A 14,051-nucleotide genomic window follows, 5' to 3' on the forward strand; every position below is an offset into this window, starting at 1 on the left:
CAGCTCCTAGTGCATGGTCGGGATGACGAAGCTGGCGCCCTCGCGCACGCCGTGCGCGGGCCAGCGGCTCGTCACCGTCTTGGTCTTGGTGTAGAAGCGAAAGGCGTCGGCGCCGTGCTGGTTGAGGTCACCGAAGCCGGACTTCTTCCAGCCGCCGAAAGTGAAGTAGGCGATCGGCACCGGAATCGGCACGTTGACGCCGACCATGCCGACGTTCACCCGGGCGGTGAAGTCACGCGCGGCGTCTCCGTCGCGCGTGAAGATCGCCACGCCGTTTCCGAGTTCATGATCGGATGCCATCGCCAGCGCCTGCTCGTAATCGTTCGCCCTGGCGATGACGAGCACCGGTCCGAAGACCTCCTCGCGGTAGATCGACATGTCGGTGGTGACGTCGTCGAACAGTGTCGGGCCGAGATAGAAGCCCTCCTCATGTCCTTCGACGGAGAATCCGCGACCGTCGGCGAGCAGGGTGGCGCCGGCATCCACGCCCTGTTGGATGTAGCCCTCGACGCGCTCGACGGCCGCGCGGCTGACGAGCGGGCCGTAGTCGATGCCGTCTGCGAGCGAAGGCCCGACGCGCAGGTGCTGCACGCGCTCGGTGAGCTTCGCGGCGAGCGCGTCGGCGGTGTCCTTCCCGACCGGGACGGCGACGGAGATCGCCATGCAGCGCTCGCCGGCCGAGCCGTAACCGGACCCGATGAGCGCGTCGGCGACCTGGTCGAGGTCTGCGTCGGGCATCACGATCATGTGGTTCTTCGCGCCGCCGAAGCACTGCGCGCGCTTACCGTGCGCTGTCGCGGTCGTGTAGATGTACTCCGCGATCGGCGTCGAGCCGACGAAGCCGATGGCCTTGATCCGGTCGTCGGTGAGCAGCGTGTCGACGGCCTCCTTGTCGCCGTGCACGACGTTGAAGATGCCGGCGGGGAGCCCGGCCTCGAGGAACAGCTCGGCGAGACGCACGGGAACCGAGGGATCGCGCTCGCTGGGCTTGAGGACGAATGCGTTCCCCGCGGCGATGGCCGGACCGGCCTTCCACAGCGGGATCATGGCCGGGAAGTTGAACGGCGTGATCCCGGCGACGACGCCGAGCGGCTGTCGCATCGAGTAGACGTCGATGCCGGTGCCGGCCTCGGTGGAGTATTCGCCCTTGAGCAGGTGCGGGGCGCCGGCAGCGAACTCGATCACCTCGAGGCCGCGCTGGATGTCGCCCTTCGCGTCCTCGAGCGTCTTGCCGTGCTCGCTGGAGAGGAGCTTCGCGATCGACGCCATCTCGCGGTTCACGAGATCGAGGAAGCGCAGCAGCACGCGGGCGCGCTTCTGCGGGTTGGTCGCCGCCCACGCGGGTTGCGCCGCCTCGGCGTTGCCGATCACGCGGCGGACTTCGTCGGCCGAGGCCAGCGGCACGCGAGCCTGCACGGCGCCGGTGCTCGGATCGAGCACATCGCTGAAGCGTCCGGCATCCGGAGCGATGAGCGATCCGCCTATGAAATGTGGGATTGTGCGAGTCATTTTGTGCTGTCCCTTCACGCCATCATTGGCGTGATGTCCAGATTACTCGGCATCCCAGAGATTTACTAGGGTGTCCTTGCAATTACGGGAAAGCACCCCTTCCCGTTGTTCCGCGCGCGTTCACCGCCCGGACACTTTCAACGCGTACAACTTCTCTTGCGCGGAGCGACTCAGACCGGATCGGGTAGTCAGAAGCTTTCCGCGCATCGGTGAGCATGGCTCCCGAAAAGACCCCCGCCGAATCGGGTCGGCGGGGGTCTTATCTTGTGCGGTGTCGATTCAGCGGACGATGTTGCCGTTCACGTGCACCTTGCCCTTGGCGATACTGACGATCGTCCCCGGTCCGCCGGTGAGGTCCATCGTCGCCGCCCATACGGTGCCATTGGATGCGACCGCCACTGAGAGCGCCCCGTTGAGTGCGGCGTACGGCGACGCAGCGCCGTCGGTGACCTTGGTCACGCCGGCGCCGAACAGCTCAGCGACGTAGACGTCTTTGCCCTTGACCGCTGCGCTCGTCGGACCGGACAGTCCGGATACGAGCTGTGTGACCGTTCCGCTGGAGGCGTCGACCTGCCACAATGCGCCCTGCGAGGCGCTCTCGCCCGGAAATCCCGGCAGCGTCGTGACGTAGATCGTGTTGCCGCTGCCGACAGTGATGCCGGTAGGCACCGGTTCCACGTAATAGGTGTCACCAGCCGCGCACGCGGGGAGGCCGAGCATTCCAGCGGTCTCGGCCGTGAGCGTCACCGGCACCGGCGGCAGCACGGCCAGCGTGCTTATCCGGCCCGAATCCGTCACCCTCATCACGGTGTTGGCGCCCGCGTCGGCGACCAGCCACTCGCCCTTCCACGACGCGACGTTGTACGCGTGCGCGTCGACCAGGCCGGTATAGCTGAGCGGAGCACCACCTGTCGCCTCGACGACGCACGGGTTCGGATCGGTGATGCCGTAGGTGCTCGCGGCGTCAGGGTTGTTCGCAACCTCGTAGGCATGCAGATCGGCGTAGACCGTCGTGCCCTTGGGGCCTCGGATGTTCAGCCCGCTCTCCAGGATCACCGGCGGTTCGGTGGAGCCGTCCTCGACCGAGGATCCCCATGCCATCGACGCGCCGCGGATCGCCAGTCCGGTGAGCCCGGGGATGCCCTCGACGACCGGGGCGATCTGTCCGTCGGGCTGCAACTGGCCGATGGTGCCGGTCGCACCGTCTGCGACGTACACGCGCGTGCCGTCGAGGGCGATGCTGAACGGCGCGCCGAGCTGCGTCGACCATTCCTGTGGGGGCGGCGGTGCGGATGCTGCCGACGCGGCCGCCGGGAGAGAGAGGGCCAACGCTGCGGCAGCCGCCGCCGCGAGGACCGTTCGAGTGCTGCGCATACCTGTCTCCGATCTGGGTACGAGCCGTCCTCAGCGACGACCCATCCGGATTCTCTCCCGGAGCATGGCGGGTGCAATCGGGGATTCGCCCCGTCTTTAGCCGACTCGTCCCCCTTCTGGGCGGACCGGAGTCGTCGCCCCGGCGTCCGCCTCGCACATGGTCTGCAGCCCGTAGCGGCCGTCGATCTCCGCGAATGCCGTGATGTCGGGTTAGCCTGAGGCGCATGGGACTGTTCCGGAAGGATCCTCAGCGAGTACGACTCGAGTCGCAGGATGTCGTGCTGAAAGCAACTCGGGCGCCGTGGAGCCTCTGGACCGATAGCTTCGGCAGACTCAGCATTCGATCGATCCAGATCATCGTCGTGGTCATCGTCGCAGTCGCGATCATCTTCGCGTTTCAGCAACTCACGCTCGTCACGATCCCGCTCATGATCGCGCTGATCCTGTCCTGCGCATTCAATCCGGTGATGAGCTGGATGCGGCAACGCGGGGTGCCGTCGCTGCTGGCGACGATGATCACGCTTCTCGGGATCGTGGTGATCATGGGGGCACTCGGCTGGTTGATCGTGTGGGCCGTTCTCGACCAGTGGGACGAGCTGTACTCCCAGGCGGAAGAAGGCTTCCAGCATCTACTCGCATGGCTGCAGACTCTGCCGTTCGATTTCCTCCAGCCGGATCAGATCGACGAATGGATCGACACGCTCGTCGGATTCCTGACCAGCGCCCAGTTCGGCTCAGGTGCCATCGCCGGCGTCAGCGCCGTCGCCAGCTTCGTCACCGGCCTCGTGCTGATGGTTACCGTCCTGTTCTTCTTCCTGAAGGACGGACCGCAGATGTGGGAGTTCCTGCTGCGCCCGTTTCACGGTCAGAGCTACGTCCGAGCCCGTCGCGTCGGTGACAAGACCGTGAGCACCCTCGGCTCCTACGTGCGCGGCACCGCGACCGTAGCCGCCGTGGACGCCGTGGGGATCCTCATCGGCCTGCTCATCTTGCAAGTTCCCCTCGCCATCCCTCTCGCTGTTCTGGTCTTCCTCCTCGCGTTCATCCCGATCGTTGGTGCGACCGTCGCCGGAATCCTCGCCGCGCTCGTCGCACTGGTGGCCAACGGCTGGGTGAACGCCCTCATCGTGGTCGGCATCGTCATACTCGTCAATCAACTCGAGGGCAACTTTCTGCAACCCTTCCTCATGGGACGATCGATGAGGCTGCACGCGTTCGTCATTCTCGTCGCCCTGACCGTCGGAACAGTTCTCGGCGGAATCGTGGGGGCAGTTCTCGCCGTGCCGATCACCGCCGCCTTGTGGGGAGTGATCAAGGTCTGGGACGGACCGCAGCTTCCCGCACGATGGGCTCGGCCGAAACAGCCTGCGAGCAACTGAGCACGCAGCGCTCCCGCACTAGCCCGCGGCCTCTTCCGGTCGCTCCTGCACGTCGATCGCAGCCGTGTCCGGCTCGTACTCCTCGATATGCCGCTCGTCCACGCCGTTGTACGCGGACAGCGGACGGATAAGCGCGTTCGACGCCTGCTGCTCCAGGATGTGCGCGGTCCAGCCGGTGATCCGCGCTGCGACGAACAGCGGCGTGAACGTCAGGGTGTCGTAGCCGATGAGGTTGTACGCCGGCCCCGACGGGTAGTCGAGGTTCGGGTAGATGCCCTTCCGCCCGACGAACTCGCTCTCGAGCTTGTCGTACAGCTCGGCGACATCCGGACGATCGTAGTGCTCGACGAGGGTGTCGAGCGCTGCCTTCATCGTCGGCACCCGCGAGTCGCCGCGCTTGTAGACGCGGTGGCCGAAGCCCATGATCTTGCGCTTCTCGGCGAGCGCGGTGTCGAGCCAGCCCGAGACCTCGGACGCCGAGCCGATCTCATCGAAGATGTGCATGACAGCCTCATTGGCCCCGCCGTGCAGCGGGCCCTTCAGCGCACCGATGGCGCCGACGACAGCCGAGTACAGGTCACTCAGCGTCGAGGTGATCACACGAGCCGTGAACGTGGATGCGTTGAACGAGTGCTCCGCGTACAGGATCATCGACCGGTTGAAGGCATCCACGACGACAGCATCCGGCTCCTCACCGAACGTCAGCCACAGGAAGTTCGCGGCGTAGTCGAGATCGTCGCGCGGCTCGACAGCATCCTGTCCGCGGCGACGACGCTGGCCGTACGCGACGATCGCAGGAAGCGCGGCGAACAGCTTGAGGCTGCGCTCGAGGTTCTCCTCGGGAGTGCCGACGGCATCCAGCACGTTGCTGATACCGGCCGTCTCGATGGCGCCGATCACGCTGACCGCGGTGCGCACCTCGTCCATCGGGTGCGAGTCGATCGGCAGACGATCGATGGCGTCCTTCACCTCGGGCGCGAGCGCACGGTGCTGACGCTCCGTCGCGCGGAAAGCCTCCAACTCCGCGGAAGTCGGCAGCTCACCATGCCAGAGCAGGTACGCGACCGCCTCGAACGACTGCGTCGATGCGAGCTCCTGCACGGGGTACCCGCGATAGAGCAGGCTGTTCGTCTCGGGATTGACCTTGCTGACCGCCGTCTCATCCGCGACGACCCCTGCGAGGCCCTTCTTGATCTCGTTGTCAGCCATGGTTCACTCCTTCGTGATGGTGAAGTTGAAGACGCCGGAGTCGAAGTGGTTGTACGACTCGTAGTCGATCAGGTCGTAGAGGTCGGCGCGGTGCTGCATCTCACCGAGCTTCGAGGTCAAGTGCCCCTCATCCAAGAGCGTATCGAGCGCACGCCCGGTCGCGCCCATCGCGATGCGCAGCATGGATACCGGCCAGATCACGATGTTCACGCCTACATCGCGCAGCTGATCCACCGAGAACAGGTCCGATTTCCCAAACTCGGTCATGTTCGCCAGGATCGGCACGTCCACGGCGTCCCGCACCGCGGCGAACTCCTCGAGCGACCGCATCGCCTCGGGGAAGATCGCGTCGGCACCGGCATCCACCAGCGCCTTGGCACGGTCTTTCGCCGCCTCGAGACCGTCGACTGCGGCGATATCCGTGCGCGCCATGATCAGGAAGTTGTCGTCGCGCCGCGCGTCGACGGCGGCACGGATGCGCTTGACCGCCGTGTCGGAATCGACGACGGCCTTGCCGTCGAGGTGACCGCAGCGCTTCGGGTTGATCTGGTCTTCGATGTGGGCGCCGGCGAGCCCGGCATCCTCGAGCGTCTGGATCGTGCGCGCCACGTTCATCGGCTCGCCGAACCCGGTGTCGGCGTCGATGATCGCCGGCAGCTCGGTCATGCGCGCGATCTGCTGACCGCGGCCGGCGACCTCCGTGAGCGTCGTCAGCCCGATGTCGGGCAACCCGAGGTCGGCGGAGAGCACGGCGCCCGAGATGTAGACGCCCTCGAACCCTTTCTGCTCGATCAGCCGCGCCGACAGCGGGTTGAACGCGCCGGGGAACCGCAGCAGCTCGCCGGTCGCGAGACGCTCCCGGAACAGCCGCCGCTTCTCGGCGGGCGGGGTGTGCGAGTACAGCATCAGAACAGCCCCTGGGTGGCGGGGTCGGATGCCACGACACCCGGCTTCGCGATGATCGACAGTTCCGCGACCTCAGCGGCCGTGAGCTCGGGCAGGCGCTGCACCAGAGAGAGGAACCGCTCGATCTCCTCCGGTGCGAGCACCGGCTCGGCCAGCAGCCGGAACTTGTTGATGTAGTTCTCACGGGCGAACGGACGCGCGCCCAGCGGGTGCGCATCCGCCACGGCGATCTCGTCGACGAGCGTCGTGCCGTCCTTGAACGTGATCTCCACGCGACCGCCGAACGCCTTCTCGCTGATGTCGTTCGAGTGATAGCGACGGGTCCACTCGGCATCCTCACGCGTGGTGACCCTGTTCCACAGTTCGACGGTGTCGGCGCGCGAAGCCCGCTCAGGCGCGTAGGAGTCGACGTGATGCCAGGTACCGTCCTGCAGCGCGACGGTGAAGATGTACGGGATCGAGTGGTCGAGCGTCTCGCGCGACGCTGTCGGGTCGTACTTCTGCGGGTCGTTCGCCCCCGAGCCGATCACGTAGTGCGTGTGGTGGCTGGTGTGCAGAACCACCGATTCGATCGAAGCCGTGTCGACGCCTTCATTGTGCAGCTTCCGCGCCAGGTCGATCCAGGCCTGCGCCTGGTACTCGGCCGAGTGCTCCTTCGTGTACGAGTCGAGAATCGCACGCTTCGGCTCACCTGCAGCGGGAAGCGGCACCTCGTACGCGGCATCCTTGCCGTCCAGCATCCAGGCGATGACGCCGTCCTCGCCTTCGTAGATGGGCGACGGACTGGTCTGGCCGCGCATGGCGCGGTCGACGGCCTCGACGGCCATCTTTCCCGCGAATGCGGGGGCGTGCGCCTTCCACGTCGAGATCTCGCCCTTGCGGCTCTGGCGAGTGGCGGTCGTGGTGTGCAGTGCCTGACTGACGGCTTGGTAGATCGTCTCGGCATCGAGGCCGAGCAGAGTTCCGATGCCGGCCGCGGCCGACGGGCCGAGGTGCGCGACGTGGTCGATCTTGTGCTTGTGCAGGCAGATCGCCTTCACGAGGTCGACCTGGATCTCGTACCCGGTCGCGAGCCCGCGGACGAGCGCGCGTCCGTCACTGCCGGTGTGCTGTGCGACTGCGAGGATCGGCGGGATGTTGTCGCCGGGGTGCGAGTACTCGGCGGCGAGGAACGTGTCGTGATAGTCGAGCTCGCGCACGGCCACACCGTTGGCCCAGGCCGCCCACTCGGGGCTGGTGCGCTGCTCGAGCGGGGCGCCGAAAACGTTCGCGCCCTCGCCGCCGGTTGAGACCGGGTGGCTGAACGCCTGGTCGCGGGCGGCGATGATCGGGCCGCGCGTGAGGGATGCTGCGGCCACCGACGCGTTGTCGATGATGCGGTTGATGATCATGTCGACGACGTCCTGCTCGACCTCGACGGCGTCGGTGGCGACCTCGGCGATCTTCCAGGCCAGCTGCTCCCGGCGGGGCAGGTCCTCTTCGCTCTTGTAGACGCGGACGTGGTGGTTGACGGTCATGACTGCCCTTCCCTAATGGAATCGAGGATGCTGGTGAGCGCATTGCGCAAGTGCACGTGCGTGGCGTGTGCGGCGAGGTCGCCGTCGCGTTCGGCGAGAGCCTCGGCGATGAGCCGGTGCTCGGCGACGGATGCCGCAAGCCGTTCGCGATTGTCGCGCGCCATGCGTCGCACCCGCACGAGGTGCGTGCGGACCGTGCGCAGTGCCGCGGAGATGTAGTCGTTGTCGACGGCGGCGTCGACGGCGGCGTCGAACCGGGCGATGAGCGCGTAGTAGTCCTCGCGTCCGGTGGCGGCATCGAGGGATGCTCCGGTAGCCGCGAATTCGGATGCCAGGGCCCCGAACAGCGCGGCATCTCCGCGTTCGGCCGCGAGCCGCGCGGCGGACTCCTCGAGCGCGCGGCGGATCTCGAACAGGGAGCGGATGTCGTCGGCGTCGATGCCGGTGACCACCGTGACGCGCGGGGACTGCTGCTCGACGAGGCCGTCGGCGCTCAGCTGCTGGAGCGCCTCGCGAAGAGGTGTGCGGCTCACGCCGAGACGGGCGGCCTGCTCGACCTCGGCGAGGACGGTGCCCGGCGCGAGTGCGCCGGACTGAATCTCCTCCAGCAGGGTCGCGTATGCGCGATCACTCGCTCTGGTGCGCTCGACGGTGGTGCTCACACGGCTAGTGTATACACAAATCGCACCGTGGGGCACACGGAGTCACGCTGGAGCCGGGAACGTATACAGCGAGCCGCTCAGCTCGCGTGCGTCGCGCTCTCGTACAGCCCGATCGAGTTGCCGTCGGGGTCAGCGATCGCCGCCCACCAGCTCGTCTCGCTGATCGGCTGTTTCTCCAGCAGCACGGTCGCTCCGGCCTCGACCGCCTTCGCGATGGTCTCGTCGATCGAGTCCACCTCGACGTACGAGCGCGGCTGGCTGAAGTCGGCGCTGCGTGGGGCGAGGCCACCGCCGCTGACCTTGTTCGGCGCCTGCCACATCGGGTACCCCTCGTACCCGGGCACCTCGGCGATCTGCCATCCGAACAGTCCGGAGTAGAAGGCCTTCGCCGCCTCCATGTCCGCGACCGGGATGTCGATGTGTGTGATGTCGCCGTGTGCCATGTCGGCTCCTCTCCTACGGGTGGTCCGGCCCCGTGCGGGCACCGGCACGGCCAGCTTCGTCCGATGAGGCGCCGTCTTCAAGGGCATCCGCGGACTGTTCACCCGGCGGCGCCAGGACGGGATCCCCCGACATGGATGCCGCGGGCTCGCCGAGTTTCACGACGACGACGCCCGCGAGCACGAGCGCCGCGCCGATGCCCTGCAGCAGGTTCGGCAGCTGCCCGAGCAGCAACCATCCGAACAGCAGCGCCGCGACGACCTCGGCGAGCGCGATGAACGAGGCCAGCCGCGAGCCGAGCAGGCGCGTGGACGCGATCCCGAGCACGTACGCCAGTGCCGTGGCGATGATCCCGATCGCCAGCACCGGCACGAACCACGGCACGGTTCCGAATCGATACGTGACATCATCCGTGTTCCACGCCATCGGGAGGACGCCGACCAGACCGGCGACCGTGAGACCCGCCGCACCGACGAGAAGACCAGAACCCGCCAGCACGAGCGGCGGGAGTCCCGTGTCGCGCTTACCCGACAGGATGAAGTACGCCGCAGCCCCGACCATGGCGCCGAACGCCCAGAGGATGCCGCCGACATCGACGCTGCGACCCGAGAGGACGTCGAGCATGAGCACGAGACCGGCGAACGCGATCACGGCGCCGAGGATGCTGCGCCCAGTGGGCTTCTCGCCCCGCCGCATCCAGAGCCACAGCACGACGGCGATCGGAGCGGTGTACTCGATGAGGAGGGCGAGTCCCACATCCATCACGGCGACGGCCTGGAAGTAGAACAGCTGCGTGGCCGTCACGGCGAGCAGTCCGTAGGCGGCGATGACGCCTAGGTTGCGGCGCAGCACGCCCCAGCGTCCGCGCAGCGCGACGAGAGTCGGCACGAGCAGCACGAGCGCCGCCACCCAGATCCGCACAGTGACCGCCGCGCCCGGCGTCCAGCCCGCATCGATGAGCCCGCGAGCCCAGGCGCCCGACATCCCGAACGCGAATGCCGCCCCGATCGCGAGAGGAATGCCGAGCCGCAGGCGCGATCGCACACGCGTGTCATCTGCCAAGGCGCTCATGATGAATGACGCTAGTCACCTGCGTGTAAGGTGTCAACATGCTGTTCACCGATGACACTGTTGAGGCGCTGCGCGCCGCGGCGCACCTCGTCAACAGCGCCGAGGAACCGGACACGCTCGCGTCACCCGACGACTTCGAGGCGTTCCTCGCGGCGTTCCCCTACACAGGCCGCATCGACCGCGACGCCGACGAACTGGCAGCCCTGCGAGCCCTGCGCCGGCGCCTGCGCCAGATGCTGCTCGCACCGCGCGACGGCATGGTCGACGGCATCAACGAGGCGCTGCGCGATGTGACCTTCGACGCGCACGTCGTCCGCCACGACGGCGCCGACTGGCACCTGCATGCGGTCGCCGACGACCGCCCGCTCGCCGAGCGCATCCTCGCCGAGACCGCCATGGCGCTTCTCGACGTCGTCCGGGCCGACGAGGGCAGCCGACTCACCGTGTGCGCCGACGCGGACTGCGAGGGCGTCGTACTCGACCTCTCCCGCAACCGGTCGCGCCGCTACTGCTCCACGGCCTGCACGAACCGTAACGCCGTCGCCGCATACCGCGCGCGACAGCGCTGACGGACGCGCGCCGGGTTCAAGCGCGTTCAGGTCGCGAATACGGCCGCTCTGCACGCGTCATACCGACGGAAAGTGCGACCTGGACATGGGTTGGTTCACCTCACCTGGACATGGGTTCAGCCCGCGCGGTACCCCGTGTGGTCGGGGTTCGGCTTCAGCGCCCAGCCGTCCCCGTCCGCGACGACGAGGTTCTTCATGCCACCGGCCTCGGCGATCACGCCGTAGTCCTGCCCGGCATCCGCGGCGTAGCAGAACAGCGTGACGAACGGCTCGTCGCCCACGTTGACGCTGCGGTGGATCCAGTGCCCCGGCACGTCGACGGCCTTGCCGGGGGTGAGCTCGATCGCAGACGTCTGCCCATCGAGGGTCTCCAGCAGCATCACGCCGCGCCCGCTCAGGCAGTAGTACAGCTCGGCACGATCGGCCACGGCGTGCAGGTGCCCGCGCGTGACGGCGAACTCCTCGCCGTACCGGCCGGGCAGCAGCGTGCTCGTGCCGACGATCAGCGCACCGGGCCCCTCCTGGTAGCGGTGGTCGTCAACCCAGTAGACCAGGTCGTCCGTTCCGTATTCGCCGACGGCATCCTGCCAGGCCTTGTCGTCGCGGTACACGCCGTCCATGTCGCCGAGGAACTTCTCATAGCGACGCGAGCGCCCCTCGATGCCGCCCTGCGGCGAGATCTCCAGAAGGGTGGGGATGTCGACGGCGGGTGGGGTGCTCACGATGGATCTCCTACTACTTGTAACTACAGGACTTGTAATTACAGGTATACTCCAAAACAGCACGATCCGGAACCGCAACCATCGAAGCAGGCACGAACTGTGATCATCGCCCACGACCTCGGCACCACCGGGAACAAGGCCTCGCTGCACCACGACGACGGCCGTCCGGTCGCCTCCACGACCGTCGGCTATCCGGCGCACTTCGCCGCCGGCGGCATCGCCGAGCAGGATCCCCAGGACTGGTGGAACGCCGTGGTGTCAGCCACCCGCGACCTCCTCTCTCGCACCGGCACAGCGCCCGCCGATGTGCAAGGCCTCGTGGTCAGCGGCCAGATGATGGGCGCCGTGCTGCTCGACGGCGATGGCGTCCCGGTGCGCCCGGCGATCATCTGGGCCGACACGCGCGCCGGCGCGCAGCAGCGCGAGCTCGAGGGCGTGCTCGGCGCCGAACACGCGTACGAACTGCTCGGCCACCGGTTGAACCCCACCTACTCCGTCGAGAAGGTCATGTGGGTGCGCGACAACGAGCCCGACGTCTGGGCCCGCGTCCGGCGCTTCTGCGTCGCGAAGGACTACATCGTCCTCGGCCTCACCGGGCGCCTCGCGACCGACCGCTCCGACGCCTCCGGCACGAACGCCTACGATCAGCGCACCGGCGACTGGTCCGACGAGGTTCTGCAGGCCGCCCGCCTCAACCGCACGCTCTTTCCCGAGATCCTCGATTCGACGGCGATCGCCGGCACGCTGACGGATGCCGCCGCCGAAGCCCTGGGCCTGACGACCGCAGTGCGCGTCGTGATGGGCGGCGGCGACGGGCCGATGGCCGCCGTCGGATCCGGCATCGTCGCGCCGGAGGACGGCGCTTACGTGTGCCTGGGCACCTCCTCATGGATCTCGTTCGCGAGCGACACCCCCCTGATCGACAAAGGCCTTCGCACGTTCACATTCGACAACGTCGTGCCCGGGTCGTTCGTACCGACGGCGACGATGCAGGCCGGTGGCGCCTCGATCCAGTGGATCTCCGAGGCGCTCTCCGCCGATCCGGCGAAACCCGAGACTGCGCGACTCACGTCGGAGGCCGGCGGCGACCTCGATACCGAGGACCTCTACTTCCTCCCGTATCTGCTCGGCGAACGGTCTCCCATCTGGGATCCGAACGCCCGCGGCGCCTTCGTCGGCATCGGCCGCCATCACACCCGCCACCATCTCGTCCGCGCGGTGCTCGAGAGCATCGGGTACAACCTGCTCACCAGCATCCACGCGTTCCGCGAGTCCGGCGCGACGATCGACCGGATCGATGCTGTCGGCGGCGGAGCGCAGAGCGACGCGCTGCTGCAGGTCCTCGCCGACGTCTGGGGCGTGCCCGTGCGCCGGCGCACGATCGTCGAAGAGGCGAACAGCCTCGGCGCTGCGGTCACCGGCGCCGTCGGCCTCGGGCTCGCCGACTTCTCGGCCGCCCGCGCCCTTAGCGAGGTGACGGCGGAGTTCACCCCGGATGCCGGTCGCCACGGCATCCACGCCGAGCGCCATGCCCGCTTCACCGCCGCGTACGACGCCCTGGCGCCATGGTTCGCGTCCGGACCCGCACAGTCCGGGGGCCGACCCGACACAGGTCGGACCGATTCGCCGGATGCGTCCGACATCCGTGCATCCGGCCCCCAGAGTTTCTCCGCCGAGCCGGGAGATGACCGCTGATGGGCATCATCCTCGCCACCAGCCGATCGTTCTCGGACGGCGACCTCGACCTCGTCGCCCGAGCGGCGGATGCGGGACACGAGATCGTCCGCGGCCCCGCGCACCACGAGCTCCACGAGCTGGCGCCGCTGCTCGCGAAGGCGGACGCCTGGATCGCAGGCACCGGCCCCGTCACCGCCGCGCACCTGGATGCTGCACCGAACCTCAAGATCGTCGCCCGCTACGGCGTCGGCACCGAGGCGGTGGATCTCGACGCTGCAGCGACCCGCGGCATCCTCGTCACGAACACACCCGGTGCCAACGCCGATGCCGTCGCCGACCACGCCGTCGGCCTCATGCTCGCCGCGCTCCGCCTCATCCCGGACGGCGACCGGCGCGTGCGCGACGGCGACTGGAGCGTCCGACGCGGGCGGGAACTCGGCGCCGCCACCGTCGGAATCGTCGGTTTCGGTCGCATCGGCCAGGGCGTCGCGAAGCGCCTCGACGGCTTCGGCCCGCGCATCCTCGCCGCCGACCCCTTCCTCACCGCCGAGCGCATCCGCGAGCTGGGCGCCGAGCCCGTCGAGCTCGACGAGCTGTTCCGCACCGCCGACCTCATCACCCTGCACGCTCCGGGCGGGCAACGGCTCGTCGACGCCGACCGGCTCGACGGCATCCCGCCCGGAACAATCATCGTCAACACCGCCCGGCCCGATCTCATCGACGAATGGGCGGTCGCCCACGCACTGCGCGACCGCATCCTCGCCGGCTACGCCGCCGACACGCTCGACGGCGACACCGCGGCATCCGCCAGTCCCCTCCTCGCCGCGGAGCTCGCCGAGCACGTGATCGTCACCCCGCACCTGGGTGCACAGACCACGCAGGCCGTCGACAACATGGGCTCGATGTCGCTCGACGACGTGCTCGCCGTCCTCGCCGGCCGCGAGCCCGCTCATCCCGTTCAGGTCGCAGAGAACGCCGCAAAGCCGGCGTCATAGCGACGATATTCGCGACCCGA

13 protein-coding genes are annotated in these 14,051 nt (G+C 68.0%); 4 read left to right on the forward strand and 9 right to left on the reverse strand.

Annotated features, from left to right (window positions below):
- Positions 1–6: 6 nt before the first annotated feature.
- Positions 7–1,509, reverse strand: a complete 1,503-nt coding sequence (locus IM776_RS14010) for a CoA-acylating methylmalonate-semialdehyde dehydrogenase (RefSeq protein WP_194420691.1) — start codon at positions 1,507–1,509, stop codon at positions 7–9.
- A 279-nt stretch (positions 1,510–1,788) separates the two neighbouring features.
- Positions 1,789–2,883 carry a ScyD/ScyE family protein gene (locus IM776_RS14015; protein WP_194420692.1) on the reverse strand — a complete coding sequence of 365 codons (1,095 nt, stop codon included), beginning with the start codon at positions 2,881–2,883 and terminating at the stop codon, positions 1,789–1,791.
- A gap of 224 nt (positions 2,884–3,107) precedes the next feature.
- On the opposite strand from IM776_RS14015, the gene IM776_RS14020 reads away from it, so the two are divergent.
- On the forward strand, positions 3,108–4,262 hold the full coding sequence (locus tag IM776_RS14020; protein WP_194420693.1) for an AI-2E family transporter: 1,155 nt from the start codon (positions 3,108–3,110) through the stop codon (positions 4,260–4,262).
- Between the two features lie 18 nt (positions 4,263–4,280).
- On the opposite strand, the gene IM776_RS14025 is transcribed toward IM776_RS14020, so the two are convergent.
- The 6 genes from IM776_RS14025 to IM776_RS14050 form a co-directional block, all read right to left on the reverse strand.
- Entirely contained in the window at positions 4,281–5,471 is a 1,191-nt protein-coding gene (locus tag IM776_RS14025) for a bifunctional 2-methylcitrate synthase/citrate synthase (RefSeq protein ID WP_194420694.1), read from the reverse strand.
- Positions 5,472–5,474: 3 nt separating this feature from the next.
- The gene (gene prpB, locus IM776_RS14030) at positions 5,475–6,377 is read right to left on the reverse strand and encodes a methylisocitrate lyase (RefSeq protein ID WP_194420695.1); all 903 of its coding nucleotides are present in this window, start codon (positions 6,375–6,377) and stop codon (positions 5,475–5,477) included.
- On the reverse strand, positions 6,377–7,894 hold the full coding sequence (locus IM776_RS14035; RefSeq protein WP_194420696.1) for an MmgE/PrpD family protein: 1,518 nt from the start codon (positions 7,892–7,894) through the stop codon (positions 6,377–6,379). The genes prpB and IM776_RS14035 overlap by 1 nt, the downstream gene beginning before the upstream one ends.
- The gene (locus IM776_RS14040; protein ID WP_194420697.1) at positions 7,891–8,556 is read right to left on the reverse strand and encodes a GntR family transcriptional regulator; all 666 of its coding nucleotides are present in this window, start codon (positions 8,554–8,556) and stop codon (positions 7,891–7,893) included. The genes IM776_RS14035 and IM776_RS14040 overlap by 4 nt, the downstream gene beginning before the upstream one ends.
- A gap of 77 nt (positions 8,557–8,633) precedes the next feature.
- Complete coding sequence (locus IM776_RS14045; protein WP_194420698.1) at positions 8,634–8,999, reverse strand: VOC family protein; 366 nt, start codon at positions 8,997–8,999, stop codon at positions 8,634–8,636.
- Positions 9,000–9,012: 13 nt separating this feature from the next.
- A complete protein-coding gene (locus IM776_RS14050) occupies positions 9,013–10,068 on the reverse strand; it encodes an EamA family transporter (RefSeq protein ID WP_194420699.1) in 1,056 nt (351 codons plus the stop codon).
- A 38-nt stretch (positions 10,069–10,106) separates the two neighbouring features.
- On the opposite strand from IM776_RS14050, the gene IM776_RS14055 reads away from it, so the two are divergent.
- The gene (locus IM776_RS14055) at positions 10,107–10,637 is read left to right on the forward strand and encodes a CGNR zinc finger domain-containing protein (RefSeq protein WP_194420700.1); all 531 of its coding nucleotides are present in this window, start codon (positions 10,107–10,109) and stop codon (positions 10,635–10,637) included.
- Positions 10,638–10,753: 116 nt separating this feature from the next.
- Here IM776_RS14055 and IM776_RS14060 read toward each other — a convergent pair whose 3' ends face one another.
- The gene (locus tag IM776_RS14060) at positions 10,754–11,359 is read right to left on the reverse strand and encodes a glucose-6-phosphate isomerase family protein (protein WP_194420701.1); all 606 of its coding nucleotides are present in this window, start codon (positions 11,357–11,359) and stop codon (positions 10,754–10,756) included.
- Positions 11,360–11,458: 99 nt separating this feature from the next.
- On the opposite strand from IM776_RS14060, the gene xylB reads away from it, so the two are divergent.
- The gene (xylB, locus tag IM776_RS14065) at positions 11,459–13,054 is read left to right on the forward strand and encodes a xylulokinase (RefSeq protein WP_194420702.1); all 1,596 of its coding nucleotides are present in this window, start codon (positions 11,459–11,461) and stop codon (positions 13,052–13,054) included.
- Complete coding sequence (locus tag IM776_RS14070; protein WP_194420703.1) at positions 13,054–14,031, forward strand: NAD(P)-dependent oxidoreductase; 978 nt, start codon at positions 13,054–13,056, stop codon at positions 14,029–14,031. The genes xylB and IM776_RS14070 overlap by 1 nt, the downstream gene beginning before the upstream one ends.
- Positions 14,032–14,051 lie beyond the last annotated feature (20 nt).

Origin of the sequence: Microbacterium abyssi (assembly GCF_015277895.1) — a bacterium.
GTDB lineage: Bacteria > Actinomycetota > Actinomycetes > Actinomycetales > Microbacteriaceae > Microbacterium > Microbacterium abyssi.

What these genes read in the sequence shown, in the direction of transcription:
- IM776_RS14010 (WP_194420691.1), bottom strand. Translation starts at nt 1,509, where the DNA reads ATGACTCGCACAATCCCACATTTCATAGGCGGATCGCTCATCGCTCCG.
- IM776_RS14015 (WP_194420692.1), bottom strand. Translation starts at nt 2,883, where the DNA reads ATGCGCAGCACTCGAACGGTCCTCGCGGCGGCGGCTGCCGCAGCGTTG.
- IM776_RS14020 (WP_194420693.1), top strand. Translation starts at nt 3,108, where the DNA reads ATGGGACTGTTCCGGAAGGATCCTCAGCGAGTACGACTCGAGTCGCAG.
- IM776_RS14025 (WP_194420694.1), bottom strand. Translation starts at nt 5,471, where the DNA reads ATGGCTGACAACGAGATCAAGAAGGGCCTCGCAGGGGTCGTCGCGGAT.
- prpB (WP_194420695.1), bottom strand. Translation starts at nt 6,377, where the DNA reads ATGCTGTACTCGCACACCCCGCCCGCCGAGAAGCGGCGGCTGTTCCGG.
- IM776_RS14035 (WP_194420696.1), bottom strand. Translation starts at nt 7,894, where the DNA reads ATGACCGTCAACCACCACGTCCGCGTCTACAAGAGCGAAGAGGACCTG.
- IM776_RS14045 (WP_194420698.1), bottom strand. Translation starts at nt 8,999, where the DNA reads ATGGCACACGGCGACATCACACACATCGACATCCCGGTCGCGGACATG.
- IM776_RS14050 (WP_194420699.1), bottom strand. Translation starts at nt 10,068, where the DNA reads ATGAGCGCCTTGGCAGATGACACGCGTGTGCGATCGCGCCTGCGGCTC.
- IM776_RS14055 (WP_194420700.1), top strand. Translation starts at nt 10,107, where the DNA reads ATGCTGTTCACCGATGACACTGTTGAGGCGCTGCGCGCCGCGGCGCAC.
- IM776_RS14070 (WP_194420703.1), top strand. Translation starts at nt 13,054, where the DNA reads ATGGGCATCATCCTCGCCACCAGCCGATCGTTCTCGGACGGCGACCTC.